Source organism: Corynebacterium hiratae (genome assembly GCF_009708045.1).
Classification (GTDB): domain Bacteria; phylum Actinomycetota; class Actinomycetes; order Mycobacteriales; family Mycobacteriaceae; genus Corynebacterium; species Corynebacterium hiratae.
Genome location: NZ_VIOG01000008.1, coordinates 107740 through 132836 on the forward strand (window position 1 = coordinate 107740; position 25097 = coordinate 132836).

General features: G+C 62.7%; 20 protein-coding genes. 13 read left to right on the forward strand and 7 right to left on the reverse strand.

Going from position 1 to position 25097, the window contains the following annotated elements:
- The first annotated feature begins 48 nt into the window (after positions 1-48).
- A complete protein-coding gene (locus FME68_RS08480) occupies positions 49-1794 on the forward strand; it encodes a pyruvate dehydrogenase (protein WP_070515843.1) in 1746 nt (581 codons plus the stop codon).
- Between the two features lie 66 nt (positions 1795-1860).
- On the opposite strand, the gene FME68_RS08485 is transcribed toward FME68_RS08480, so the two are convergent.
- Positions 1861-3150, reverse strand: coding sequence for an MFS transporter (locus FME68_RS08485; RefSeq protein ID WP_158397205.1), 1290 nt, complete (start codon positions 3148-3150; stop codon positions 1861-1863).
- A gap of 80 nt (positions 3151-3230) precedes the next feature.
- On the opposite strand from FME68_RS08485, the gene FME68_RS08490 reads away from it, so the two are divergent.
- The 3 genes from FME68_RS08490 (at position 3231) to FME68_RS08500 (ending at position 6304) form a co-directional block, all read left to right on the forward strand.
- Entirely contained in the window at positions 3231-4004 is a 774-nt protein-coding gene (locus FME68_RS08490) for a MerR family transcriptional regulator (RefSeq protein WP_158397207.1), read from the forward strand.
- A 132-nt stretch (positions 4005-4136) separates the two neighbouring features.
- Positions 4137-4841 (forward strand): response regulator transcription factor, encoded by a 705-nt coding sequence (locus FME68_RS08495; RefSeq protein WP_046649284.1) that lies wholly within the window; start codon positions 4137-4139, stop codon positions 4839-4841.
- 11 nt (positions 4842-4852) lie between these two features.
- Positions 4853-6304, forward strand: a complete 1452-nt coding sequence (locus FME68_RS08500) for a sensor histidine kinase (RefSeq protein ID WP_158397209.1) — start codon at positions 4853-4855, stop codon at positions 6302-6304.
- 24 nt (positions 6305-6328) lie between these two features.
- Here the strand turns inward: FME68_RS08500 and FME68_RS08505 are convergent, their stop codons facing one another.
- Entirely contained in the window at positions 6329-6757 is a 429-nt protein-coding gene (locus FME68_RS08505; RefSeq protein WP_046649286.1) for an HIT family protein, read from the reverse strand.
- Between the two features lie 34 nt (positions 6758-6791).
- Here FME68_RS08505 and purD point away from each other — a divergent pair, with 34 nt between their 5' ends.
- Both purD and purB read left to right on the forward strand, forming a co-directional pair.
- A complete protein-coding gene (gene purD, locus FME68_RS08510; RefSeq protein WP_070511050.1) occupies positions 6792-8066 on the forward strand; it encodes a phosphoribosylamine--glycine ligase in 1275 nt (424 codons plus the stop codon).
- 39 nt (positions 8067-8105) lie between these two features.
- Entirely contained in the window at positions 8106-9545 is a 1440-nt protein-coding gene (gene purB, locus FME68_RS08515; protein WP_158397212.1) for an adenylosuccinate lyase, read from the forward strand.
- A 194-nt stretch (positions 9546-9739) separates the two neighbouring features.
- On the opposite strand, the gene FME68_RS08520 is transcribed toward purB, so the two are convergent.
- On the reverse strand, positions 9740-11041 hold the full coding sequence (locus FME68_RS08520) for a hypothetical protein (RefSeq protein WP_158397214.1): 1302 nt from the start codon (positions 11039-11041) through the stop codon (positions 9740-9742).
- Positions 11041-11847, reverse strand: coding sequence for a serine/threonine protein kinase (locus FME68_RS08525; protein ID WP_328287788.1), 807 nt, complete (start codon positions 11845-11847; stop codon positions 11041-11043). Before FME68_RS08525 ends, FME68_RS08520 begins: the two co-directional genes overlap by 1 nt.
- A 64-nt stretch (positions 11848-11911) precedes the next feature.
- Between FME68_RS08525 and FME68_RS08530 the strand changes: the two genes are divergently transcribed.
- The 3 genes from FME68_RS08530 to FME68_RS08540 all read left to right on the forward strand — a co-directional run bounded on the left by FME68_RS08530 (position 11912) and on the right by FME68_RS08540 (position 15686).
- Positions 11912-12769, forward strand: coding sequence for a phosphoribosylaminoimidazolesuccinocarboxamide synthase (locus FME68_RS08530; protein WP_158397216.1), 858 nt, complete (start codon positions 11912-11914; stop codon positions 12767-12769).
- A gap of 9 nt (positions 12770-12778) precedes the next feature.
- Positions 12779-14887 (forward strand): S9 family peptidase, encoded by a 2109-nt coding sequence (locus FME68_RS08535; RefSeq protein ID WP_158397218.1) that lies wholly within the window; start codon positions 12779-12781, stop codon positions 14885-14887.
- 115 nt (positions 14888-15002) lie between these two features.
- Positions 15003-15686 (forward strand): DUF2334 domain-containing protein, encoded by a 684-nt coding sequence (locus tag FME68_RS08540; RefSeq protein ID WP_144013917.1) that lies wholly within the window; start codon positions 15003-15005, stop codon positions 15684-15686.
- 299 nt (positions 15687-15985) lie between these two features.
- Here FME68_RS08540 and FME68_RS08545 read toward each other — a convergent pair whose 3' ends face one another.
- From FME68_RS08545 to FME68_RS08555, 3 genes are all read right to left on the reverse strand, one after another.
- Positions 15986-17083 carry an HNH endonuclease signature motif containing protein gene (locus tag FME68_RS08545; protein WP_158397220.1) on the reverse strand — a complete coding sequence of 366 codons (1098 nt, stop codon included), beginning with the start codon at positions 17081-17083 and terminating at the stop codon, positions 15986-15988.
- Between the two features lie 243 nt (positions 17084-17326).
- Complete coding sequence (locus tag FME68_RS13280) at positions 17327-17878, reverse strand: collagen-like protein (RefSeq protein ID WP_230308942.1); 552 nt, start codon at positions 17876-17878, stop codon at positions 17327-17329.
- Positions 17875-20550 carry an ExeM/NucH family extracellular endonuclease gene (locus FME68_RS08555; protein ID WP_230308943.1) on the reverse strand — a complete coding sequence of 892 codons (2676 nt, stop codon included), beginning with the start codon at positions 20548-20550 and terminating at the stop codon, positions 17875-17877. The genes FME68_RS13280 and FME68_RS08555 overlap by 4 nt, the downstream gene beginning before the upstream one ends.
- A gap of 287 nt (positions 20551-20837) precedes the next feature.
- On the opposite strand from FME68_RS08555, the gene purS reads away from it, so the two are divergent.
- The 4 genes from purS (at position 20838) to FME68_RS08575 (ending at position 24865) form a co-directional block, all read left to right on the forward strand.
- On the forward strand, positions 20838-21068 hold the full coding sequence (gene purS, locus FME68_RS08560) for a phosphoribosylformylglycinamidine synthase subunit PurS (protein WP_039676532.1): 231 nt from the start codon (positions 20838-20840) through the stop codon (positions 21066-21068).
- Positions 21068-21730, forward strand: a complete 663-nt coding sequence (gene purQ, locus FME68_RS08565) for a phosphoribosylformylglycinamidine synthase subunit PurQ (protein WP_049154757.1) — start codon at positions 21068-21070, stop codon at positions 21728-21730. The genes purS and purQ overlap by 1 nt, the downstream gene beginning before the upstream one ends.
- Before the next feature lie 28 nt (positions 21731-21758).
- Positions 21759-24056: a phosphoribosylformylglycinamidine synthase subunit PurL gene (gene purL / locus FME68_RS08570; protein WP_158397222.1), complete on the forward strand. Its 2298-nt coding sequence runs from the start codon at positions 21759-21761 to the stop codon at positions 24054-24056.
- Positions 24057-24178: 122 nt separating this feature from the next.
- Positions 24179-24865 (forward strand): DUF3800 domain-containing protein, encoded by a 687-nt coding sequence (locus tag FME68_RS08575; protein ID WP_070821324.1) that lies wholly within the window; start codon positions 24179-24181, stop codon positions 24863-24865.
- Positions 24866-25097: the final 232 nt, after the last annotated feature.

Genomic DNA, 25097 nt, shown 5'->3' on the forward strand with positions numbered 1-25097 from the left:
AGGGAGAACACTGGGGTCCGTTAGCGATAAAAGTTAGAGAGGTACAACATGGCACGCAATTACGCCACGCAACTCGTAGAAACCTTGGAAGCCCAGGGAGTTAAGCGCATCTATGGGCTTGTCGGTGATTCCCTCAACCCCATCGTGGACGCGGTGCGGCAGTCCTCCATCGAGTGGGTCCACGTCCGCAACGAAGAGGCCGCGGCATTCGCCGCTGAGGCGGATTCCCTCACCACCGGCAACCTCGCCGTGTGCGCCGCCTCCTGCGGCCCGGGAAATACGCACCTTATTCAGGGGCTTTACGACGCCCACCGCAACGGCGCCAAGGTCCTTGCCCTAGCCAGCCACATTCCTTCCCGCCAGATCGGCTCGAAGTTCTTCCAGGAAACCCACCCGGAGGCCATCTTCCAGGAGTGCTCCGGCTACTGCGAGATGGTTAATTCTGCTGAGCAGGGAGGCGTGGTCCTGCACCACGCCATTCAGAGCACCATGGCCGGCAAGGGTGTGTCCGTCCTTGTTATCCCGGGCGATGTCTCCACTCAAGAGGCGGACGAGGACACTTTCACCTCCTCCGTTATTTCCTCCGGCCGCCCGGTTGTCTACCCGGACCCGGCAGAGGCCGCCGCACTGACCCAGGCCATCAACGAGGCCAAGACCGTCGCCCTCTTCGTCGGTGCTGGCGTCAAGGATGCGCGCGAGCAGGTTCTTGCGTTGGCCGAGAAGATCAAGGCTCCTATCGGCCACGCCCTGGGTGGCAAGATGTACATCCAGTACGACAACCCCTTCGACGTCGGCATGTCCGGCCTGCTCGGCTACGGCGCGGCACACGAGGCCACCCACGAGGCAGACCTGCTCATCCTGCTGGGCACGGACTTCCCCTATAACGACTTCCTGCCGGATGCCAACGTGGCCCAGGTCGACATCGATGGCTCCCACATTGGCCGCCGCACCCGCATCAAGTACCCGGTGACGGGCGATGTAGCCGCCACCATCGAGAACATCCTGCCGCACGTCGATGAAAAGAAGGACCGCTCCTTCCTCGACAAGATGCTCAAGAAGCACTACGACAAGCTGCATCACGTCGTTGAGGCCTACACCTCCGGCGTCGAGAAGCACACGCCGATCCACCCGGAGTACATCGCCGACCTCATTGACCAGCAGGCCGATGAAGACGCCATCTTCACCGTCGATACCGGCATGTGCAACGTGTGGGGCGCGCGCTACATCACTGCGAACGGCAAGCGCGAGCAGATCGGTTCCTTCCGCCACGGCACCATGGCCAACGCCCTGCCGATGGCCATCGGTGCGCAGGCAGCGCACCCGGACCGCCAGGTCATCACCTTCTCCGGCGACGGCGGGCTGTCCATGCTCATGGGAGAGCTGCTCACGGTGAAGCTGCACAACCTGCCGGTGAAGATGTTCGTGTTCAACAACTCTTCCCTCGGCATGGTCAAGCTGGAGATGCTGGTCCAGGGTCTGCCGGAGCATGAGACCGACCACGAGCACGTCAACTACGCCAAGATTGCGGAGGGTGCGGGCATCAAGCACTTCCGCATCGAGGATCCGAAGGACGCGCCGCGCCTCATCAAGGAGGCTTTGGCCTACGATGGGCCTGCGCTTATCGACGTCGTCACGGACCCCAATGCCCTCTCCCTGCCGCCGACGCTGACCTTTGAGCAGCTGCTCGGCTTCTCCAAGGCGGCAACCCGCACCGTCTTCGGTGGTGGCGTGGGCCAGATGCTCTCCATGGCGAAGTCCAACCTGCGCAATATTCCGCGCCCGCAGGACTTTTAATGTGTCGGCGTTAAGCGCCGCACATTAAAAGGGGCCCACACCCTGCGGCTCCACCCCGCGAAAGCGTTATGCTTTCGCGGGGTCTTTGACTGGGATGAGGACCAGCGCGCCAACGAGCAAGACTAGCCCGATGGCGAGCACGCCTCCCCGATCTCCCTGCCCGAGCAGGGAAACGAAGACACCGAAGAGGAAGGGCGTCAACCACGCCACGGCCCGCCCGGTCGTGGCGTAGAGGCCAAACATCTCGCCTTCGCGCCCCGGCGGGGCGACGCGCGCCAAGAAACCGCGGGCGGAAGCCTGGGCCGGTCCGACGCAGAGACACAGGATGAGCCCGCAGATCCAGAAGGCCGTCGGTCCCTGCGCCACGAACATGATGCCGGCCATGAGCGTCAAGATAGCCAGGCAGGTGAGGATGATGGCTTTGGGCCCCACGTGGTCGTCGATAAGCCCGCCCGCCACCGCGCCCAGCGCGGCCGCAACGTTGGCGGCAACACCGAAGATGAGGACGTCGCCAGGCGAAAGCCCATAGACGGATACGCCCAGCACGGCGCCGAAGCTAAACACCGCGGACAGGCCATCGCGGAAGATGGCAGAAGCGAAGAGGAAGGCAAAGGCGTTGCGGTCCTCCCGCCACAGCGTGTGCACCGTGCGCCATAGCTCCCGGTAAGAGGCCGCGAGGCCGCCCGTTCTTTCACCCGACGGTGCAATCTCCGGCACGCGCAGCAACACGGGGATGGCAGACAGCCCAAACCACGCCGCCGAAAGCAGTGCCACGAGCCGAATATTCCAGCCACCCTCCGTGGACAGCCCCAGCCCGCCGCCCTCGCCGGAGACGAAGCCGAAGTAGCAGATGAGCAGCAGCACGATGCCGCCGAAGTAGCCCGCCGACCAGCCCAAGCCGGAGACCCGGCCCACCTTGTCCTCGGTGGCCACCTGGTTGAGTTGGGCAAAGTAGTTGGCCTCCGCGAATTGGATGGTCACCGAACCTACCGCTAGGCCGATGAGGCCGAGCCAGAAATACACTGGCGCGTCGTTGCGGATGAAGAACAGGCTGGCCATGACCAGGAAGGTCAGCAGCGACCAGAAACCCAGCGCGCGCCGCCGCGTGCCCAACCGGTCCGAGCGCTGCCCCATCACGGGGGTCACCGCAAAGATCACCAGGCCCGCCACCGTCATGGACCACGACAGCCACTGCGCCGGGGTGAACTGCGAGTCAATCTGCTGTCCCACCGAATCGGTGAGATAGACCGAGAAAATAAACGTCACGAGCACCGCGTTGAAGGCAGCCGAACCCCAATCCCACAGGGCCCAAGCAGCCACGGTGAGGCGGTCAGTGCGCTTCGAGGCTTGCGTCATGCTTCATTATCGTAGGCAAAAACACCTGCCGAGTGGATGGAGTTGCACTTAACGCGACGTGAACTTTTAGGCTCAACGACATGCGTAACGACTACAGCATCGGCGATGTGGCCGGCATTTTGAAAGTCACTACCCGCACCCTGCGGCACTGGGATGACATCGGCCTGCTTAGCCCCCAGTGGCGCACCGGGGGCGATCACCGCCTCTACACCGAAGATGACGTGCAACGCGGGATGGACATCCTGATTTATCGCAGCGTCGGGATTGAGCTGAAAGACATTGCAGTGCTTCTCGACGCCCCCTCGTCCGCCACCCTGCCCCGCCTCCGCGCCCAACACGAGGCCCTGCAGAAGCGGCGAGCCGACGTCGACGCCATGTTGTACGCAGTGGAAAGACTAATTGAGGAGACTGAAATGGATAAGAACCTAAGCCCTAGCCAAAAAGTGCGGAACCTGGGTGACGCATGGCCCCAACTGCAGGAAGAAGCCCACGAGAAGTGGGGAGACAGCAAAGAATGGGCGGCCAGTGCGGCCGTCGCAGATTCGATGGGAAAGAAGGACTGGGAGGGATTCTCCGTGGACCATGAGAACTTTGCGGCCGAGCTAGAGGAAGCCGCGGACGCAGGACTTGAACCGGGCGGCGAGGAGGCGAAGGTAATCGTCGACAAGCACCGCGCCCTCATCGCCCAGTGGTACCCGGTGTCGAGGTCCAAGCAGGTGATCCTGGCGCGCATGTACTGCGAGGATCCGCGCTTTGATGAGGCCTACCGCGGTAACGCCGACTATTTACGCCAGCTGATTGAGGCGCAAGCCCAGGCGGAAGGGGTGGATCTGGACAATCTCGCCTGGGACTAGTCGGTTCACAGCGCACGTACAGACTCCGCTCAGTACCCTTGGAAGCCAGAGTGCAATACTTCTCACCTTGAATGAGATATCCCTGGCGCCACCAGGCGTTAAGAGAAGCGGAGAAAGGACCAAAGCGGGACCATGGATGATTCGAAGGACGTCAAGGTACTTGTCGTCGATGACGAGCCCAATATCGTTGAGTTGCTCACCGTCTCCTTAAAGTTTCAAGGTTTCGACGTACACAGCGCCAACTCCGGCAACGAGGCCCTGCGCATCGCGCGTGAGATCAATCCAGACGCTTACATCATGGACGTCATGATGCCGGGCATGGACGGCTTTGAGCTGCTGGGCAAGCTACGCGCAGAGGGCCTCGACGGCCCCGTGCTCTACCTGACCGCCAAGGACAGCGTGGACCAGCGCATCCACGGCCTGACCATTGGCGCGGATGATTACGTCACCAAGCCCTTCAGCCTGGAAGAGGTCATCACCCGCCTGCGCGTGATTCTGCGCCGCGGTAACGCGGTGGATGACCAGGACGGCGACGCCACCATGACCTATGCCGACCTCACCCTCAACGATGACACCCACGAGGTCACCAAGGCGGGGGAGATCGTGGAGCTTTCGCCCACCGAGTTCAACCTGCTGCGCTACCTCATGCAGAACCGCGAGGTGGTGCTGTCCAAGTCCAAGATTCTGGATAATGTCTGGCACTACGACTTTGGTGGTGACGGCAACGTGGTTGAGTCTTATATCTCCTACCTACGCCGCAAAATTGATACCGGCGATACCCCGCTTATTCACACCGTCCGCGGTGTCGGTTACGTGCTGCGCATGCCGCGCTCGTAGGCTCATCCACTATGAGCGAACCCACCGCGAATATTCAGGCCCCACAATCCGGGGTGACGCTGGTGCGGGATAAAGCCCCGCGCCGGCGTATGCAGCGCCCCAAAGCGTTGCCCCTGCGCACGTGGCTACTCGTCCTCATGGTGCTGGTATCGGGGCTTGGCCTGGCCATGTCCTCCCTGGCGGTGTCGTCGATCATGCGCAACGTGCTCTACACCCGAGTGGACACCGAGCTTAACGACGCCCACAGCTCCTGGGCCAGCAACCTCGACGAGTCCTTTTATATGCCGCAGGACGGAAGCCGCCGACCCCCGACGGACTATGTGGCGCTGGCGTACTATCCCGATGGCTCCGTGGTGTCTACGCGGCCGATCGCGGCGTTGCCCGATGCACGCAACGTGATCGTCGGCGGGGAACCCACCACCGTGCGCTCGATTCAGGGCGAAACCGAATGGCGGGCCGTGGCCAAACTCCAACGGGATGGTTCCGTGGTGGTCGTCGCCAAAGACATGACGACGGAAAACTCCATCCTGAAAGGGTTGGCGATTGTCCAGGTGATCATCGCGGCCTTGGTCATGCTGATCATCGCGGTGGTGGGCATGTGGCTGATCCACCGGGCGCTGCGGCCGCTGCGCGTGGTCGAGAAAACGGCTTCCCAGATCGCGGCGGGCAACCTGGACAAGCGCGTGCCGGAGTGGCCGTTGCACACTGAAGTGGGGCAGCTTGCCGCAGCGCTCAACGTCATGCTGGGGCAGCTGCAGAATTCCGTCGTCGATGCGCAGGAAAAAGAACAGCAAATGCGCCGCTTCGTCGGCGATGCCTCCCACGAGCTGCGCACGCCGCTGACCAGCCTGCGCGGCTACACGGAGCTGTACCGCTCGGGGGCTACCCAGGACGCGGAGTTTGTCTTCAGCAAGATCGATGCCGAGTCTAAGCGGATGTCGTTGCTCGTGGAGGATCTGCTGGCCCTGACGCGCGCGGAGGGCTCGCGCCTCGACATGCGCGAGGTAGACATGCTGGAACTTGTGCTGTCAGTGGGTTCCTCGGCGCGGGCGGCTTTTGCGGGCCGCACCATCAACGTCAACAACGAGGCCTCCGGGATTCCGATGGTCAACGGAGACCCGGACCGCCTACACCAGGTATTGCTTAACTTGGTGTCCAACGGTATTCGCCACGGCGGCGAGGAGGCGTCGGTGACGCTGACCTTGCGCGACGACGAGGAGCACGTGCTTATCGACGTCGCCGATGACGGCAAGGGCATCTCCCCCGAAGACGCGGCCCATATTTTCGAGCGCTTCTACCGTGCAGACACCTCGCGCACCCGCGATACGGGTGGCTCGGGTTTGGGCTTGGCCATCGTGAAATCACTCGTCGAGCAGCACGGCGGTTCAATCTCCGTGGATTCGGAGCTGGGCAGCGGAGCGGTCTTCACTATCTGCCTGCCCAAGGCGGCAGCTAGTGCCTAGCTGCCGAAAGGTAGCAGTCAGCTCTTAGCTGTCGCGGCGGCCATCCTCGTCCGTGCCGAGGTGCTGGCGGATACGCGCGGCGGCCTCGTCCATGGCGGCGGGGTCGGTGGCGTCGGCAGCGAAGGCCTTGGCGAAGTCGTAGTCTTCCATCTTCTCGGTGGGGAAGAGGTGGATGTGGGTATGGGGAACGTCGAAACCAGCGATGATGTAGCCCGTACGCGGGGTGTCGAAGGCCGTCTTGATGGCGCCACCGATCTCCAGGGCGATCTCGTTGAGGTGTGCCCAGGTTTCTGAATCGAGGTCAGTCCACTTATCGACCTCCTCGACCGGCACCACCAAGGTGTGGCCATAACGCAGCGGCTCGATGGACAAAAACGCCACGCACTTCTCGTCGCGGTACACAAAGCGAGCAGGCAGCTCGCCCTCGATGATCTTTGTAAATACGGAAGACATGGCCCCTAGGCTACCGCCAGTTAAGATAGACGGCATGCGCATTCTCGTTATTGGCTCGGGCGGCCGCGAACACGCCCTGCTCACCGGCCTGAAAGCTGACCCTTCTGTTACCGATCTGCACATTGCCCCCGGTTCCCCGGCGCATAAGATGCAGGCCACCGTCCACCCGGAGTATTCCCAGGTGGACGATCCTGCACGTATGACGGAGCTGGCAGTGGACATCGCAGCGGACCTCGTCGTCATTGGACCGGAGGTGCCGCTGGTGAAAGGCGTGGCGGATGCACTGCGCGAGCGCGGCATTGCGGTCTTCGGGCCGTCGGCAAGCGCGGCACAGATCGAAGGTTCCAAGGCCTTTGCTAAGGACGTGATGGCGGCAGCCGGCGTGCGCACCGCCCGCGCGGAGCAGCTCGCCCCCGGCACCAGCGATGAGGACATCGAGGCCGCCCTCGATCGTTTCGGCCCGCACTTCGTGGTTAAGGACGACGGCTTGGCCGGCGGCAAGGGCGTCGTGGTGACCGAGTCCCGCGACGCGGCCCGCGCGCACGTTGATGCGGTCCACGCCGTGGGTAACCCAGTGCTGCTCGAGTCCTTCCTCGACGGCCCGGAGGTCTCCCTGTTCTGCTTGGTGGACGGCGAGACCGTCGTCCCGCTGCTCCCAGCGCAGGACCACAAGCGCGCCTACGACAACGATGAGGGCCCCAACACCGGCGGCATGGGCGCCTACACCCCGCTGCCGTGGCTGCCTGCCGACGGCGTCCAGCGCATCGTCGACGAAGTCTGCGTCCCCGTGGCTAAGGAAATGGTCAAGCGCGGCACCCCGTACTCTGGCTTGCTGTACGCCGGCCTGGCGTGGGGCAAGGAAGGCCCAGCCGTGGTGGAATTCAATGCCCGCTTCGGTGACCCGGAAACGCAGGCGGTGCTCGCTTTGCTGAAGTCTCCACTCGGAGAGGTCCTGAATGCCACCGCTACCGGACAGCTAGCGGAGCTGGCGCCGCTGGAGTGGGAAGACGGCTATGCCGTCACCGTGGTGCTGGCCGCCGAGGGCTACCCGGCTTCGCCGCGCAAGGGCGATCCGATTGCCTCGCCGGATCTTGATGATCCCACCCGGGTTCTGCACGCCGGTACCACCACGGGGGAGGGCGGCTACGTCTCCAACGGTGGTCGCGTCCTCAACGTTCTCGGCCGTGGTGCCACCCTCGCTGATGCCCGCGCGGCCGCCTACGAGGTTCTCGGCGGCATCGAGCTGGAGGGCAGCTTCTTCCGCACGGACATTGCACTGCCGGCGGAGAAGGGTCAGATTAGCATCTAATCCCCTGATAATGCCTCCTTTGGGGTGCGGCGTGGAATAATGAGCGACGTGGCTGAAAAGAAGAACATTTCCAACGTCCTGTCCGCTCGATACGCCTCCCCAGAGATGGCTGAAATCTGGTCTCCGGAACACAAGATCATCCTGGAGCGCCAGCTGTGGATCGCGGTGATGAAGGCGCAGAAGGATCTTGGCGTCGACATCCCTGCCTCGGCTATCGCCGCTTACGAGGCGCAGGTTGAGAACGTCAACCTCGCCTCCATCGCGGAGCGTGAGCGCGTTACGCGCCACGACGTCAAGGCGCGCATCGAGGAGTTCAACGCCCTAGCCGGCTGCGAGCACATCCACAAGGGCATGACCTCGCGTGACCTGACGGAGAACGTGGAGCAGCTGCAGATTCTGCGTTCTTTGGAGCTAACCCGCGATAAGGCCATCGCGGTGGTCTCGCGCATTGGTGAGCGCGCGGCGCAGTATCAGACGCTGGTCATGGCGGGTCGTTCCCACAACGTCGCTGCCCAGGCCACGACCCTGGGCAAGCGTTTCGCCTCCGCTGCCGACGAGCTGTTGCTCGGCATCGAGCGCGTGGAATCGCTGCTGAGCCGCTATCCGCTGCGCGGCATCAAGGGCCCGATGGGCACCTCGCAGGACATGCTCGACCTTATGGGCGGATCCGAAGACAAGCTCGCCGCGTTGGAGACCCGCATTGCGGATCACCTGGGATTCTCCCGAGTCTTCAACTCGGTGGGCCAGGTCTACCCGCGCTCCCTCGACTTTGATGCTGTGTCCGCGCTGGTGGAGCTCGGTGCTGGGCCTTCCTCGCTGGCAACGACCATTCGCCTCATGGCCGGCAACGAAACCGTGACTGAAGGCTTCAAGGAGGGCCAGGTTGGTTCCTCCGCGATGCCGCACAAGATGAATGCCCGCTCTTGCGAGCGCGTCGGTGGCTTCCAGGTCATCCTGCGCGGCTACCTGACGATGGTGGCGGACCTGTCCGGCCAGCAGTGGAACGAGGGTGACGTGTTCTGTTCGGTGGTGCGCCGCGTGGCGCTGCCCGACGCCTTCTTCGCTATCGACGGCATGTTTGAAACCTTCCTCACGGTGCTCGACGAGTTCGGAGCTTTCCCGGCCATGATTGACCGCGAGCTGGAGCGCTACCTGCCGTTCCTCGCCACCACCCGCATCCTCATGGCGGCGGTGCGCGCGGGCGTGGGCCGTGAGACTGCGCACGAGGTCATCAAGGAAAATGCCGTCGCCGTGGCGCTCAACATGCGTGAGAATGGTGGGGAGCAGGACCTCATTGAGCGCCTGGCTGCCGACGAGCGCCTGCCGCTCGATGCCGCCGCTCTCGAGGCCGCGCTGTCGGACAAGCACGCCTTCATCGGCGCCGCCGAATCGCAGGTGAGCCAGATTCTGGGCCGCATCAAGGCGATTGTTGACCAGCATCCGAAGGCCGCGGCCTACACCCCGGGCGAGATCCTCTAGCCCACGCTGCCAGGGGCATCCAGTGATCTGGGGCGACCGGGCGTGGTACGTTTTCGCAGACAATCCCTCTCAAACGCGAGTTTTCGGGGCGCTATTTACGAAAACGTACCTCGCTGGCCCGATCCATGTACGTTTCGATCAAATAAGGTTGCCCAGATCGAATTTTCTGGCCCTTATTTGATCGAAACGACCATCTAGTCACGTTCTGCTTTATCCAGCGCTTTGTCTGCGCCCTTCGTTGCGGACTCGATGGCGCTGCGGGTTGTACCCCAGGCTTGCCGGGCGCGGTTGGCTACGGTTTCGCGGGCTTCTAAGGTGCGTTGCTGCGCAACACCAGCGGCTTCGCGGGCCATGTTGGTGCCGGAGGCTTTCAGCTCGCGGGCCATGTTGGTGCCGGAGGCTTTCAGCTCGCGGAAGGCATCGATGCGCCGGACGGGCTCTAAGCCCTCGGTTCCTTCGACGGCAAGGTTGGCAGCGTCGGCGAAGTCACGCAGTTGGGCAAAGAAGTGGTTGACCTCCGCTACGGCGCGGGGAGAGTTCCAGTCGATGGCTTTGCGCAGCGTCGAGAAGCTGCCCAGCTCGTGGGCAATGTGGGCGATGCTGGTGAGGTCTTCCAGCAAACGAGCGGCGCGCCTCTGCCGCGCCCGAGCAACGGCCGCGGCGTAGTCTTTGGCCACCTCGCCCTCCACGGCATTGGCGCGGCTGAGCTGAAGCACATACATCTGGTTCTGCAGCTGCACGGTTCGGGCAAGCTCGTAGAACCACGAGCCTGCGTCGTCGTTAGTCTTCTGGAAGGTCGCGCGCACCTTCCCGGGCGAAGTCTTTGACCTCGCCATCGTCTCCGCCACGGCCCGCAGGTGTCGCAGTACCTGGCCTTGCAGCTTAGCCAGATCCGCAGTGAGGTGGGCGATGGTTGCCCACTGCGTATCGGTCACCTCAGCGGTGTCCTCGAGGACGAGGGCGGCCTCCGTCAGCATCTCCGCGACGCCATCAATCTCACCAGCCAGCGAATCCTTCTGGAAGCGCAGCACCTCATCGAGCTTGGCGTCGATATGCTCCAGGTAAGCCTGCATCTGCTCCATCTGCTTCTCGACGCCCGCCTGCTGCATCATCGACGCCAGCACCATCGGAGCCGCCGGCGTGAGCAGGCCGGCCTTCTCAAACTGCAGGTGCTTCAGCAGGCTTCCACCGTTGTGCGAAGCAACGCCGCGGCCAACATCCTTGGTGCGGATTACACCGGCGCGGATATCCCCCGGCTTGATGCCCAGGCGCTTGAGGTACGCAGCGGACTCAGCATCGAGCTTGAGCCACCGTCCAGATTCCTTCTGGTAGTCCTCGATACCTGTGAGCACCTGGCTCGCACGGCGGAGGATCTGGGGAGTGACGGGAGAGAGCTCTGCCTGGTCGGAAAGCCGTTTCAGCTCGGATTCGGGGCCGATAACAAGTGCGCCTTCCTCACCGGTAATGACGGTTAGCTCGGCGTCGCTCTCAGCCATTAGGCCATCCCGGGGAGGCGCAGAACCGGCAGCTCAAAGCCGCCGAAGGAGGCGCCGTTGGAGGCGAGGTAGCCGCCGATCACCAGCACGGTGAGCACCGTCATGACGCCGAGGACCGCCGCTCCCGTGGACGAGGTTTGCTGCTGTGTCGTCTGCCCCGGGATGGGCAGCTCGGGCACCGGCTGGATGCCCTCCTGAGCGCCGCGCCCGCGCAGCTCCTCTACACACTCCGCGAAGGACTGCGATTGGGCGGCGTTGAAGGCGTCGACGGCTTCCTTTTCCTGCGCCTGGTTCTCCGCCAAGGCGGCGCGCAGCGTGGAGCTGAAGTCGCTGCCCGTCGACAGCAGGGGAGCCGGGCCCTTCTCGGCCCGGGCCGCCGCTGCATTGATGGAGTACTCGGCGTCCTCCGGTAGCAACACCGACTCGTCTGCGACGAGCTCTTCCGGCGCAGACGCACCGACCATGATGATGAGCATATCCGCGCCCGTGTAGCCGACCTTGCTCAGCGCGGCCACCGTCGCTGCATAACCCGGTGCCTTGCTGATGTCGCGCGAGGTGTACGCGGAGAAATCAAGCTTCGGGAACTGCGCTTGAATCTGCTCCGAGGTCGCCTTGATCGTGGCAATGTACCCGGCCCGAACGTCGCGGGCCAGCGCGCGGTCTGACTCCGACGCCGATATGGAACACAGCCACTGGCCGTGGGCAGATTCGCGCGCCGAGACATCGGCGGCCTGCGCCGCCGGCACACTGAGGGCGCCGCATACTAGCGCGGCGGTGGTCAAAAGAGAGGTCACGCGAGAGCGCACGGGCTTAACTCCTCAAGCTTGGGACGTATCTTGAAGCAGTCTAGACGGGTCTAGGATGTATGTCATGCGTCCAGAACTTTCTTCCTATACCCACATCGCCTCCGGCAAGGTGCGCGATATCTACGAAATCGACGACAACACCCTGCTCATGGTGGTCTCCGACCGCATTTCCGCCTATGACCACGCCCTTGAGCCCGCCATTCCGGACAAGGGCCGCGTGCTCACAGCGACCTCGAAGTTCTTCTTCGACGTCATTGATTTCCCTAACCACCTCGCCGGCCCGCTCGACGATGAGCGTATTCCCGAAGAGGTACTCGGCCGCGCCATGGTGGTGCAGAAGCTCGACATGCTGCCCTTCGAGTGCGTCGCCCGCGGCTATCTCACCGGCTCCGGCCTGAAGGAATACCAGGCATCCGGCAGCGTGTGCGGCGTCGAGCTGCCCGAGGGGCTGACCGAAGCTTCCCGCCTGCCCGAGCCCATCTTCACCCCGGCCACCAAGGCCGAGCAGGGCGACCACGATGAGAACGTCTCCTTCGACGTTGTCGTGGACAAGCTCGGCCGCGAGCGCGCCGAGGAGCTGCGCGAGGCCACCCTGCGCATCTACGCCGAAGCCGCCGCGTTGGCGGAGGAGAAGGGCATTATTTTGGCGGATACGAAGTTCGAGTTTGGCGTCGATAAGCACGGCACCTTGGTCTTGGCCGATGAGGTCCTCACCCCGGACTCCTCGCGCTACTGGCCGGCCGATACGTATGAGGAAGGCAAGGTCCAGCCTTCCTTTGATAAGCAGTACGTACGCGATTGGCTCACCAACTCCGGCTGGGACAAGGAGTCCACGCCGCCGCGCCTGCCAGACGACGTTGTCCAGGCCACCCGCGCGCGTTATGTTGAGGCCTTTGAACGCCTGTCCGGAACCACTTTTTAAGGAGGCTGAATGAACGCCCCGATTGCTGCTAAGCGCCCGGTGACGCGTGAGTTTCATGGCCGCAGCTTCGTTGATAACTACGAGTGGCTGCGCGCGAAGGAGGCGCCGGAAACCCGCGAGTACCTAGAGGCCGAAAACGCCTACACCAAGGAGCGCACCGCACATCTGGACACCCTGACGGAGAACATCTTTTCCGAGGTCAAGTCCCGCATCAAGCAGACGGACATGTCCGTGCCCCAGCGCCGCGGCAAGTACTGGTACTACGGCCGCACCGAGGAGGGCAAGGAGTACGGTTACAGCTGCCGCATTCCGGTGTCGGAAGGTTCCGATCCGTGGACCCCGCCGACCATCCCGGAGGAAGGCGCTCCCGACGGGGAGCAGGTGCTTCTCGACGTCAACGCGCTCGCCGAAGGCCACGACTTCTTCGCCCTGGGCGCGTCCTCGGTGAGCGATTCCGGCGACTTGCTTGCCTATTCGGTCGACGTGGCCGGCGATGAGCGCTTTGAGCTTTTCATCAAGGACTTGCGCACGGGCGAGCTGTTGGAGGACCGCCTGGAAGGCATCTTCTACGGTGCGACATGGGTTGGGGAGGAATTCATCTTCTACACCACCGTGGATGACGCATGGCGGCCGGACACCGTGTGGCGCCACCGCGTGGGCACCCCGCAGTCGGAGGACGTCGTGGTCATGCGCGAGGAGGATTCGCGCTTCGGCATTGGCGTGGGCACGACTCGCAGCGAGAAGTACATCATGATTGTCTCCGGTTCGAAGACGACGAATGAGGCGTGGGTACTTGAGCAGTCCACCCCAGAGGGTGAGTTCCGCTGCCTGTGGGAGCGCGAGACCGGCGTGGACTACGACGTCGACCATGCCGTGGTGGGCGGCACTGACTATTGGGTCGTCACCCACAACGCCACGGGTCCCAACTTTGCCTTGGGGTATTGCGCGGTTGCTGATGAGCTGCCTTCTTTGCGTGACCTGACCGTGCTCATGCCGCATGATGACACCGTGCGCATCGAGGGCGTGGATTGTTACCGCGACCAGATCGTCGTGGGCTATCGCCGCGGCGGCATCGGTCGTGCGGCGGTGATGGACGTGCGGGAGGGGTGGACGTCGTTAAGCGAGCTCCACTTCAACGAGGAGCTCTACACCGTTGGCGTGGCCGGCAACCCGGAGTGGGATGCGCCGGTGCTGCGCGTGAGCTATACCTCCTTCATTCAGCCCGCACAGCTCTTTGATTACCGCGTGGCCACCGGCGAGTACACGCTGCTCAAGGAGCAGGAAGTTCCGGGCGGCTACGACAAGGACGAGTACGTGGCCTACCGCGTGTGGTCTAAGGCTCCGGACGGGACGGAGGTGCCGGTGTCCATCGTGCACCGCGCGGATCTGGACCGCACGCAGCCGAACCCGACGTTGCTGTATGGCTACGGCTCCTATGAGGCGAATATGGACCCGTATTTCTCGGTTTTCCGTCTGTCTCTTATGGACCGCGGCATGATTTTTGCCATGGCGCACGTGCGCGGCGGTGGTGAGATGGGCCGTAACTGGTACGACGACGGCAAGATGCTGGCCAAGAAGAACACGTTCACGGACTTCATCGCGGTGGCTGATGACCTCATCGCGCGCCGGGTGACCACGCCTTCGCAGCTGGTGGCGGAAGGTGGTTCCGCCGGTGGCCTGCTCATGGGCGCGGTGGCGAACATGGCACCGGATAGGTTCAAGGCCATCGAAGCCAACGTGCCCTTCGTGGACCCACTGACCTCGATTCTCATGCCGGAGCTGCCGCTCACGGTGGTGGAGTGGGAAGAATGGGGCGACCCGTACCACGACCCTGAGGTCTACGACTACATGGCCTCCTACGCGCCGTATGAAAACATCGCCCCGCAGAAGTATCCGAATATTCTGGCGCTGACCTCGCTCAATGACACCCGCGTGCTCTACGTGGAGCCGGCGAAGTGGGTAGCCAAGCTTCGCGACGTCGCCACCGGCGGCGAGTTCCTCCTCAAAACCGAGATGGCTGCCGGCCATGGTGGTGTGTCCGGACGCTACGCCAAGTGGCGGCAGTCGGCATTCGAGTACGCGTGGCTGATTAACCAGGCCACGGGAGTTGAGTCTTAGGCTCCGCTTGCGCTGTGTGGCTAATTAACCACACGGAGTCCTAAGCCGCCCATGTGGGGGAGTGCGGCACCCCCCTCGCGCGCGCCGGGGCGGTGGCTGTGCGATAATTTTTCTTATGCATGGCCACCTTCTGGTTTCGATTTCCAGTATCTTCGACGACACCCGAAGGCAGGCCGCTGACCTGCTGGAGAAGTTCGATAAAGCGGATATCCCGGTGTCTCTGCTCGTGGCGCCGCACATCGACGGCAATTGGCATCTAGCTAAGGATGAGTCGACGCGATCGTGGTTGCGCGAACAAGCGGAGGCCGGCCGAGTGCTCATCCTCAACGGCTTTGATCAAGCAGTGCAGGGCCGCCGCGCGGAATTCGCGAACCTGGATGCGCACGAGGCGCGTCTGCGTCTCAAGGGGGCGACGCGGCAGATGGCCAAGATCGGCTTTGCGCCGACTATCTTCGCACCCCCGCGCTGGCGCATGTCGGAGGGAACTTTGGAGGTTCTTCCCGAATTCGACTTCGACATTGCGGCCTCCACCCGCGGCATCCACGACCTGCGCACCGGCGAGCTCCACCAGGCCCGCAACTTGTCATTCGGTGAGGGCTTTGGTTCGGCCAAGTGGTGGCGCCGCAACATCATTCGCGCCGCAGAGCGTTCCGCGCAGCGCGGCAACACCGTGCGTCTGTCGATTTCCGGTCGCAACCTCGATGACCAGAAGGTGATTGCGGACTTCCGCAAAGCAGCCGAGCGCGCTGCCGAAGCGGGCGCTAGGCCCGCTGACTATTCCGTCTTTGCACCGCGCTAGCCGTGCCCGCCCGAATCCCCACGGCCCGTCAAGGCAGCCGCTTATCTCCAGTGTCCGCTGACCTGTATAGCTAGGGAGGCGAGCCTCCCAGGATCGCCGATGTGCCGGCCAACCACCATCGGGTTGGCGGGCTTCGCTCTTTAAGGGCTTAAGGAGCCTGCCGTGGCTGCCCCTGTTGTATCCGGCGGTGAGGGAAGCGTGGTTAAGGATCGCCGATATCCCCGCCAACCATCTTTCGATTGACGGGTGCTTGGTGTTGTTGCAGGATACCGGCGCTTTTTGTGTTTCGTGGCTGGGTGTTAGCTGCTGTCGGGTGGTTCCTCTGGTGGTTGTCCTGCTTGTTCGGCGTTGAGTCTGGCGACTGCTTCTTGGTATTCCGGCATCGCGGTTATCGGGGTACCCCACGGTGGGATGAAGCTGACTCCGGTGTTGAGGCGGTACATGTAGCCGCGCCCGGTGGGTTTTAAAGGGTCATCGTCGTTGATGCCGTTGTGGTAGGCGCACAAAAACGTCAGGTTCTTGATGTTGGTGTAGCCGCCTGCCTGCCAAGGGATGAGGTGATGGATTTGGCAGTAATCAGCTGGTTTATTACACCCAGGTCTTGAACAGGTGTGGAATTCGGCGTGCAGGGTAAGGCGTTGGTTGAAGTTTGCCCCGCGCTCGAGCCGCCAGGTGTTAATGGGTCCTTCAATAGGATGCACGATGGTGGCGTAGCCTATTTCGGCAAACTTGTGGGTGAGGAATTCTGTCCCTGTCATGCGCCCGCCGTTGGTGAGGTTGAGTTCGATCTCGTCCCCGTCACCGTTGATGATCTGGTCCAACTCATTCAGGGTGACGATGACTTGGGTGCGCACCGCGGGTTTGGAACCGCTTGTTTCTTGGTTGAAGAAGACGTCGTTGGCGGCTTGAAGCAGGTCGGTGTTGGTGGATTCTAGGACTGCGCGCATGTTGGCAATCGTGGTGGCATCGTCAGTTATCGAGAGGGTGTTGGGCCCTTCGGATCTGTAGGTGATGCGCACGCCTGGTTTGGCGGTTCTTTTACGTGTGAGTTCTTTAAGCCGCGCGGTGGCGACCTGGCGGATGCGGTGTGCAGGGGTGGCGGTAAGTCTGACTCTCAGGTTCCAGGCATCCAAGGTCTTCTTGACCTTCGAAACATAGGTTTCGATGAGTGTGAGGGTGCTCAGGCTGTGGCGTTGTTTGAGTGCGGACGCGCGGGCTTTGCGTTGTTTGCCGGTAAAGCGGGTGGGGCCAAAGTACACCTGGTGCAGACCGGCAAGCTCGGCAGCATCGGCTGGGTCGGCGCCGAGCGTGCGGAGCTCGTCGGGTGTGCTAGGTATATGCTCCACCAGCGCAATCCCCGAGTTGCGAAGGCGGAGGTAGGTTTCGATATCCCCCATGGGCACGAAGATTAAACCAGCACTCCCGACCCCGCAACCGGAGGAACAAAATTCCTACTTAGAAGGGGTGCGTCACGGGTAGTGGAGAGATTATGGATCACAGGCGGGGTTAACGCCGACTAAGGGCAGGGAAAGGAATTGGTTGGGGGAACGGCGGCTGTGGGTAGGGGAGGAACTGGCATAAGAAAAGCCCCTCAGATGAGGGGCTTAACGAGGCCGAACAGTATCGCTCAGTAGGGAGTTTTACTCAGACTCGGTTGGGGCACAGGCTGCGGCGATGATGCCGAGGGCAGCGAGCAAGCCGATGCCACCAGCAGCGTACTGAGCCTCGCGGGGGATGCCACGCGTGATGTTATGAGTCAGCGACTCGATCTGCTTCCGTACTGGCTCAAGGCCCGGGATGTTGAACAGTGCGCTGGCATTTCCGAGGAAGGCCAGCGGGATGGCGAGGGTGGCGGGGATGGCGAGGCCGAGGACCGTCGGCAAGCAGCGCTCGCTGACAGAAGAACCAGCCGGGGCTACCGGCTTATCGCCGGTCTTGACGGTCTCGGTGGTGCCGTCGGTGTAGTTGATGACGAGGTTGCCGTCGGCGTCGGTGGTCACGGACTTAATGCCGCGGCCGTCCTTGCCATCTTTTCCGTTCTGACCGTCGGTGCCGTCGCGCCCCGGTGCACCATCGAAGCCGTCGCGACCCGGTGCGCCCTGGTCGCCCTTCGAGCCGGCGAGGGTACCGAGGATTTCGGAGGTGCCGTCGGTGTAGGTAACGACGACTTCGCCCTTGTCGTTGGTGGTCACGGACTTAATACCGCGGCCGTCCTGGCCGTCGGCGCCGTCTTGGCCGTCCTTGCCATCGGCGCCCTTGTCACCTTTGTCGCCATCTTTACCGTCGGTGCCGTCATGGCCGTCGGCGCCGAGACCTTGCCGGCGTCTTTAGTGGTGCCGTCGGTGTAGGTGATGATGAGGTGGCCCTTTTCGTTGATGGTGACGGACTTGATGCCGCGAGGCTCGTCGGCCTGATCCGGGTCTTCAGCTGGATCCGGATCCTCAGCAGGGCCGCAGCCGTCGAGCTCGTCTGCGGAACGGGAGACCGTGGCGAGGTTGAAGCCCACCTTGACTGGGTCGTGGTCGGAAGAGCGGTAGGGGTTATCGGCCTCAAAGACATCGCCGCCGGTGTAGTTGCGGCGGGAGTACTCCATGGCGATGGGCTCGTCAGAGTTGATGTTCCACGTTTGGGCTGCCTGAGCGTCGACGTGTTCGTTGGCCAGGATGTGGTCCAGGGAGCCGAGACGCCCGGAGAACTGGTAGGAGGCCACGTTCTGCCAGTCCTTTTGCGCATTGAGCTCTTCCACCGGGATGGTGTAGCCGGCGTTGCGGAAGACGGAGATGGCATCTTCCTTGGAGTAGGCGTTCAAGTCGCCCATGACGAAGGTGGCCTTTTCCTGCCACTGCGGCTGCTTGGCCAGCCCATCGAGGACGGCCTGGGCGTGGGCATTGCGCACGTTTGGGTTGTTGCCCTGGCCGTCGCCAGTATCGGCGTCGCCATTGGCCACCGATCCCTTGGACTTGAAATGGTTGGTCACCACCACGAAGGAATCAGGGCCCTCAGGAGCACACTTGTCAGCAACCGGTTTGAACTCCGCGGCGAGCGGGGTGCGGGCGGTGCCCTTGAAGCGGGCGTCCTCAAGCAAGGTGGCCTCACCCACCGGCTTAACGCGGTCCTTCTTGTAGATGATTGCGGTGCGGATAACGTCCGTATCTGCTGACGCGTTCGCCGGGGCCTTGACGTAATCCCACTTCTCAGAACCCGCGCGGGAGTTGAGCTCACCCACGAGGTATTTCACGGCATCATCGTAGGAGCCACCCACGGTATTCGCGGCGTTCTCAATCTCAGATAGGCCAATGACATCGGCATCAAGGCCCTCCAGCGCGGTGAGGATCTTGCCCTTCTGGTCATTGAACGCGGACTCGGACCACGCACCGCGGAAGGTCCCACTATCGGAGCCCACGCCGTTGCCAAAGCGGTCCTTGTACGCCTTCGCGCCATTGTCTTCGCCCAAGTTGATGAAGAAGTTCAGCACGTTAAACGCCGCGACGGTGTAATCGCCGTCCACCTGCGGGGCCTCTGGACGGGCCGGGTCCCACGTAATCGGCAGGTCCGCGACGGCAGAGTCACCGGTGATCATCGCGGTGGGCTGGAAGCGCCACTGGTTGTGGCCGTAGCCCAGGATCACGCCGGAGTCTGCGAACTCCACCTGGTTGGTGGTGCGGATGGTCTTGACCTCCGAGCCGTTCTGCATGATGTAGGGCAGCTTCGTCGAGGCGCCATCACGGGAGAAGTCGCGCGTGGAGCCGTCGTCCAAAATGACGTACTTCGCCGCGTTAGCAGCCTCCATGTCCTTTTGCTCTTGGGTGCCCGGGGAGACGATGTCGGTGGGCTGACGCAGAGCCTCGGTCCCCGGGGCCAAGCCGAGCTCGCCGAAGCGGTTGAGACCATAGTTGTCAGTCACGGTGTGTACGCCAGGCTTGAGCAGCATGGACTCGAGCTTCTCTCGCGCCGCATCGCCTTCCGGCAGGGCATCGATGGCCAGTGGGGTGACGGGGGAGAGGGCGTCGTCAAGCGTGGAGCCAGTGCTCAAGGCAATCTGGGTCTGCCCGTAGTACTCATCAACGGTGCCGGTGACCTCCACAGAATCCCCGATGGCCGGGTAGAAGCCGGTGCCGCCGGAGTAGACGAAGACCGCCTCGGAGGCCTCGGTCGGCGAAGTCTGGCCCGTGCCCGGGGTCTGGATGGTGAAGCCGTTGAGGGACTTCTCGCCCTTCCACACCGCGGTGACAACGCCCTGCGTGGTGACGTTTTGGCCCTTGAGCGGGGACTCCGCGCCGGTGCCCTGGATCTCTGGGATGGTGACGGTCGCGCCTGGCTCGGTCGGGGTGGGGTCCGGTTGCGGGGCTGCGCTGCCGCCCGACTTCGGGGTTGGCGCAGCCGCAGAGAAGTCCGCGGAGTTGTCGTCGGTATCGGTGCCGTTGGCGTCGCGCTGGGCGGAGGTGGAGTTGTTCAAGGCTTTGGTGGGGGAGCCCTCGCTGAGCGACGCCGCCCCGTACCCCACGAGGTCCACCTCGGCCCCGGAGGCGTCGTAAAGCTTCACCGAGCCCTTGGAGCCGGACATAGACAGCGTGCCCTCACCATCCGGGGTGGGCAGCGGATCGCCTTCGCCGCCGCCACCTTCCTGGATGAGGAAGTATCCCCCGGCCGGGATGGAACCGGATAGGTCGTGCTTGCCGCCCGAGTTGCCGGAGGAGGAAAAATATTCGACGGACCAGCCGGAGAGGTCAATGGCGCTATCCGTCGGGTTGTAGAGCTCGATGAAGTCATGGGTAAAAGCGGCACCCTTGTTGCCGCCGCCACCATAGACCTCCGAGATGACGGCAGTGGAGCCATCCACCGCGGCGCCGGCCTGGGGGGACAACGACGCAGGTGGACACTAATGCAGCGATGGCGAGAGAGCCGATGCGTGTGAGGCGCATGAGAGGTTCCTTTAATCAGCGAGAAAATGACAACGCATCTGGTTCTACCTGCCTTCGCCGCCACGGGATACCGGAGGACAACGCGCGAGCTGGGGGTTAAGCCGGGATTCCCCAAGAATTCTTCAGTCGTTTGGTTTGAATTCACCACCCCCAAAGATTCCGAATCTTTCCCGCTGGCGGGATAGACTGGCGGGGCACCTATACTCACGCACAGTAAGGCAGAATTTTCATGGCTCGTGTAGTTGTCAATGTCATGCCCAAGGCCGAGATTTTGGACCCGCAAGGTCAGGCCGTCGTCCGCGCGCTGGGCCGCCTGGGGGTTGCTGGTGTCAGCGACGTGCGCCAGGGCAAGCGCTTTGAAATTGAAGTCGATGATTCGGTCAGCGCCGAGGAACTCGAGAAGGTTGCGTCCACCCTTCTGGCGAACACCGTGATCGAGGACTACGAGGTTATCCAGTAATGAAGATCGGCGTTATTACCTTCCCCGGCACGCTTGACGACGTCGACGCGGCCCGCGCCGCCCGCACCGCCGGCGCCGACGTCGTGTCCCTGTGGCATGCGGATGAGGACCTGCGAGGAGTGGACGCCGTCGTTGTTCCCGGTGGCTTTTCCTACGGTGACTACCTGCGCTCCGGCGCCATCTCTGCGCTGGCCCCGGTCATGCGCGCGGTGGTGGAAGCAGCGAATAAGGGCATGCCGGTGCTCGGCATCTGCAACGGCTTCCAGATTCTGACGGAGGCCGGCCTGCTGCCCGGCGCCTTGACCCGCAACCAGGGGCTGCACTTCCACTGCGTGGATACCTACCTCGAGGTGGCGAACGCGCAGACCTCCTGGACTAGCGAGTTTGAGCAGGGCCAGCGGATCCTGATTCCGGCTAAGCACGGCGAGGGCCGCTTCCAGGCGGATGCGGAGACCGTGGAGCGCCTCGAAGGCGAAGGCCGCGTGGTCTTCCGCTACACGGATAACTTCAATGGCTCCATCAACGACATCGCCGGTATCACCAACGAGGCCGGCAACGTGGTGGGGCTGATGCCGCACCCGGAGCATGCCATCGATCTACTCACCGGCCCGTCCACCGACGGTCTGGGTTTGTTTGTGTCCGCCCTCAAGGTCGTCGCTTAACCCGCGCCGACGGTTATAAGGAGAAACAATGACCGTACACAACGACACCGTCGAGCAGGCGGCCGCGCAGCCCGAGCTGGAGCAGCCCTACCGCGAGTTGGGCCTGAAGGATGACGAGTACGCGCACATCCGCGAGATTCTGGGCCGCCGCCCCACCGACGCCGAGCTGACCATGTACTCGGTGATGTGGTCGGAGCACTGTTCTTATAAGTCCTCCAAGACGCACCTGCGCTACTTCGGCGAGACCATGACCGAGGAGATGGGCTCCAAGATCCTCGCCGGCATCGGTGAGAACGCCGGCGTGGTGGACATCGGAGACGGCAACGCGGTGACCTTCCGCGTGGAAAGCCACAACCACCCCTCCTACGTGGAGCCGCACCAGGGTGCGGCCACCGGCGTGGGCGGCATCGTCCGCGACATCATGGCCATGGGTGCTCGCCCGATTGCCGTGATGGACCAGCTGCGCTTCGGCCCGGCTGATGCCCCCGACACCAAGCGCGTTTTGCCCGGTGTTGTCGGCGGTATTTCGCACTACGGCAACTGCTTGGGCCTGCCCAACATTGGCGGCGAAACTGTTTTTGATGAGTCCTATGCCGGTAACCCGCTGGTCAACGCGCTGTGCGTGGGCACGCTGAAGGTCGAGGACCTCAAGCTGGCCTTTGCCTCCGGTACTGGCAACAAGGTCATGCTCTTCGGTTCGCGCACCGGCCTCGATGGCATCGGTGGCGTGTCCGTGCTGGCTTCTGACACCTTCGAGGACGGCGCCGAGCGCAAGCTGCCGGCCGTGCAGGTGGGTGACCCGTTCGCGGAGAAGGTTCTCATCGAGTGCTGCCTGGAGCTGTACAAGTCCGGCATCGTCGTGGGCATCCAGGACTTGGGCGGTGCGGGCCTGGCCTGCGCCACCTCCGAGCTGGCCGCCGCCGGCGATGGTGGCATGGAGATCAACCTGGACAACGTCCCGCTGCGCGCAAAGGATATGACCGCCGCAGAGATTCTCGCCTCCGAGTCCCAGGAGCGCATGTGTGCTGTGGTGACCCCGGAGAACGTGGAGAAGTTCAAGGAGATCTGCGCGCATTGGGATGTCACCTGCGCTGAGATCGGTGAGGTTACCACCGGCAAGCACCTCATTATCCGCCACCAGGGCGAGGTCGTCGTGGACGCCCCGGCCGGCACCATCGCGGACGAGGCCCCGGTCTACGACCGCCCCTATGCCCGCCCGGAGTGGCAGGATGCGCTGCAGGAGTTCCGGGGCGTCGAGAAGCAGGACCTCACTGTGGCGCTGAAAAAGCTCGTGGCCTCCCCGGCGCTGTGCTCGCGTGATTTCATCACCGAGCAGTATGACCGCTACGTGCGCGGCAACACCGTGCAGTCCCACCACGCGAACGCCGGTGTGCTGCGCATCGACGAGGAGACCGGCCGCGGTATCGCGGTATCGGCCGATGCCTCTGGTCGCTACACCAAGCTGGACCCGAACATGGGCACCCGCCTGGCGCTGGCGGAGGCCTACCGCAACGTCGCTGTCACCGGTGCCCGCCCGGTGGCCATTACCAACTGCCTCAACTACGGCTCCCCGGAAAACCCGGACGTGATGTGGCAGTTCCGCGAGTCCGTGCATGGGCTTGCCGACGGCGCCGTGGAACTCGGCATCCCGGTCTCCGGCGGCAACGTCTCCTTCTACAACCAGACCGGCGAGGAGCCGATCTTGCCGACGCCCGTCGTGGGCGTCCTGGGTGTTATCGACGACGTCCACAAGTCCATCGGCAACGAGCTTGGTCTCGTGGAGGAGCCGGAGGTACTCGTATTGCTGGGTGAGACCAAGGATGAGTTCGGTGGCTCCATCTGGCAGCAGGTCAGTGCTCGTGAGCAAGGAAATGAGTCGGAGAATGGTTTGAATGGTCTGCCGCCGCAGGTGGACCTGGCCAACGAGCAGCGCCTCGCGGACTTCTTCGTGGGCAACGAAGGCTTGACCGCTGCACACGACATCTCCGAGGGTGGCCTTGCCGTCACCGCATTCGAGATGGCCAAGCGCAGCGGCGTGGGCTTGAGCCTGGACCTGTCCAAGGTCCATGAGGATGCCTTCGTGGCTGCCTTCTCCGAGTCCGCCTCCCGCGTGCTCGTGGCAACGACCGCGGACCGCGTCGACATGCTGCTGCAGCGCGCTGAGGAGTGCGGTGTGCCGGCCGTCGTCGTGGGCCAGACCACCGACAACGGTGAACTGGAACTCGGCGGCGAGTCCGTCGCCGTTTCTGAGCTGCGCGAGGCTTGGGCAGCAACCCTGCCGGACCTCTTCGGCCACGCGGTGGGGGCCAACTCCGTGGTGGAGTAGACCCCACGCACTGCAATCGGGCAGGGTTCTCGCCAAGGCGAGGCCCTGCCCGCGCTGTCTAATTGCTCCAATCAGCGTTGTAGGCTATTAGCAATAGCTGCGTACGGGGCTGGGGAAGAGAGATGGAAGACGTGAAGAGAGAAAGAACTTTGTATGTTTTTCTCGATGAGTCGGGGGATATGCAGTTTGGTGCAAAAGCCTCCACGCACTTCCTAATCACAGCATTTTGCACTTTCGATCCAGCAGGCACTGCGATGAGACTGCAAGCGCTGAAGTATGAACTTATGGCAGCAGGGAGCGAAGACCTTGAGTTTCATGCAACAGAGAATTCGAAAGGAACGCGAAAGCGGGTAATAGACCGAATTAATGAGCTCGATCGGTGCCGTGTCCACACGATTTGGGTGGATAAGCGAATGACGCATCCGACTTACCAGTCTCCACCGCAGCTTTTAGGGCTTTTTGCTGGTGCAATGGGGAAGTGGATTAATGCGGTGTGGGGAGACTCAGAGGTAGGCGAAGTAATCTTAATTTTCGACTCTGTTCTTACTGGCAAGGAAAGATCGGCGTTTGAAAAGAGGATAAAGCCTCTGTTGAAAGGTTTACAGCTAAAGTTTCGTGTGCTCTTTCATCCAGTAAAACAGGATTTGAACGGTCAGATTGCTGACTACTTTTCTTGGTCATGGTTTCAGAAAATGGAACGAGGCAAGGGACAGTACGTTCAAGCACTTTCGCGGCGGCACAATTGGGATCAATTCAATATGTTTTCGGCGGGAAAGACCTATTATTGGAGTGGTCCGGTCCGAAAATAAGCGACCGCCCCACCTACCGGCGTAAGCCGGAAAGCCTTCAGGGGCTCTTTCGGTGGGGCGGAACCTTTCGCCTTGAGTTTAGACCTTCATCGCGTGGGGAGGCAAGGGGGGTGTTCCTATATAGTTTGTCAACCTCGCGGGTGGATTAGCCGGGGTTGATTTTTCAACCGGGGTTGTTTGGACGTGTTGTTTTCTGGCATGGCTGTTAGCCGGCTGGGATTCTACCCAGTCG

Coding starts and splice junctions, on each gene's coding strand:
- FME68_RS08480 (WP_070515843.1), top strand. CDS start 49: ATGGCACGCAATTACGCCACGCAACTCGTAGAAACCTTGGAAGCCCAG.
- FME68_RS08485 (WP_158397205.1), bottom strand. CDS start 3,150: ATGACGCAAGCCTCGAAGCGCACTGACCGCCTCACCGTGGCTGCTTGG.
- FME68_RS08490 (WP_158397207.1), top strand. CDS start 3,231: ATGCGTAACGACTACAGCATCGGCGATGTGGCCGGCATTTTGAAAGTC.
- FME68_RS08495 (WP_046649284.1), top strand. CDS start 4,137: ATGGATGATTCGAAGGACGTCAAGGTACTTGTCGTCGATGACGAGCCC.
- FME68_RS08500 (WP_158397209.1), top strand. CDS start 4,853: ATGAGCGAACCCACCGCGAATATTCAGGCCCCACAATCCGGGGTGACG.
- FME68_RS08505 (WP_046649286.1), bottom strand. CDS start 6,757: ATGTCTTCCGTATTTACAAAGATCATCGAGGGCGAGCTGCCTGCTCGC.
- purD (WP_070511050.1), top strand. CDS start 6,792: ATGCGCATTCTCGTTATTGGCTCGGGCGGCCGCGAACACGCCCTGCTC.
- purB (WP_158397212.1), top strand. CDS start 8,106: ATGAGCGACGTGGCTGAAAAGAAGAACATTTCCAACGTCCTGTCCGCT.
- FME68_RS08520 (WP_158397214.1), bottom strand. CDS start 11,041: ATGGCTGAGAGCGACGCCGAGCTAACCGTCATTACCGGTGAGGAAGGC.
- FME68_RS08530 (WP_158397216.1), top strand. CDS start 11,912: ATGCGTCCAGAACTTTCTTCCTATACCCACATCGCCTCCGGCAAGGTG.
- FME68_RS08535 (WP_158397218.1), top strand. CDS start 12,779: ATGAACGCCCCGATTGCTGCTAAGCGCCCGGTGACGCGTGAGTTTCAT.
- FME68_RS08540 (WP_144013917.1), top strand. CDS start 15,003: ATGCATGGCCACCTTCTGGTTTCGATTTCCAGTATCTTCGACGACACC.
- FME68_RS08545 (WP_158397220.1), bottom strand. CDS start 17,083: ATGGGGGATATCGAAACCTACCTCCGCCTTCGCAACTCGGGGATTGCG.
- purS (WP_039676532.1), top strand. CDS start 20,838: ATGGCTCGTGTAGTTGTCAATGTCATGCCCAAGGCCGAGATTTTGGAC.
- purQ (WP_049154757.1), top strand. CDS start 21,068: ATGAAGATCGGCGTTATTACCTTCCCCGGCACGCTTGACGACGTCGAC.
- purL (WP_158397222.1), top strand. CDS start 21,759: ATGACCGTACACAACGACACCGTCGAGCAGGCGGCCGCGCAGCCCGAG.
- FME68_RS08575 (WP_070821324.1), top strand. CDS start 24,179: ATGGAAGACGTGAAGAGAGAAAGAACTTTGTATGTTTTTCTCGATGAG.